Source organism: Catenibacterium sp. AM22-6LB, assembly GCF_003435615.1.
Taxonomy (GTDB): Bacteria; Bacillota_I; Bacilli_A; order Erysipelotrichales; family Coprobacillaceae; genus Catenibacterium; species Catenibacterium mitsuoka_A.
Genome location: NZ_QTUM01000121.1, coordinates 1 through 493, shown reverse-complemented (window position 1 = coordinate 493; position 493 = coordinate 1). Strand labels below are relative to the sequence as shown.

1 protein-coding gene is annotated in these 493 nt (G+C 31.4%); it reads left to right on the top strand.

Annotation, left to right across the window (positions count from 1 at the left end; genetic code table 11):
- A partial coding sequence (locus tag DW269_RS12500) for a transposase (RefSeq protein ID WP_147321716.1) occupies nt 1-402 on the top strand: 402 nt, incomplete at its 5' end.
- Nucleotides 403-493: the final 91 nt, after the last annotated feature.

Genomic DNA, 493 nt, shown 5'->3' with positions numbered 1-493 from the left:
TCAGATAAACAGCTAACCTGTTGGGCTGGATTAGCACCTGCAAATAACGAAAGTGCTAATAAGAAAAAATCAGTTCGTATTTCTAAAGCAGGTCAATATTTAAAACCTTTATTAGTTCAGTGTGCTCTTGGAGCAATCAAAGATAAGGAGGGCTATTTTGGAATCAAGTATTCTCGTATCAAAAAGAGACGAGGCCACAAAAAAGCCATTATCGCAATTGCAAGAATGATGCTTGTCAGTATATACCATATGATTCTTACTGGAGAGACCTTTAATCCTTCAGATTATGAATCATTTAGAAATCCTAAGCCACCTATAAAGCAACAAGATTTAACAGAAGAATCAGCAATTGAGTTTCTTAAGAAATCAGGTTTTGATGTTTCTAAATTAACTAAACCATAATATTCAATTATTCTATTTTTTCTAAATTATTCAAACTTGTTTTTAAGTTCGTCTTTTTTTATACGTTTTGATTGATTTTTGTTTCACACTT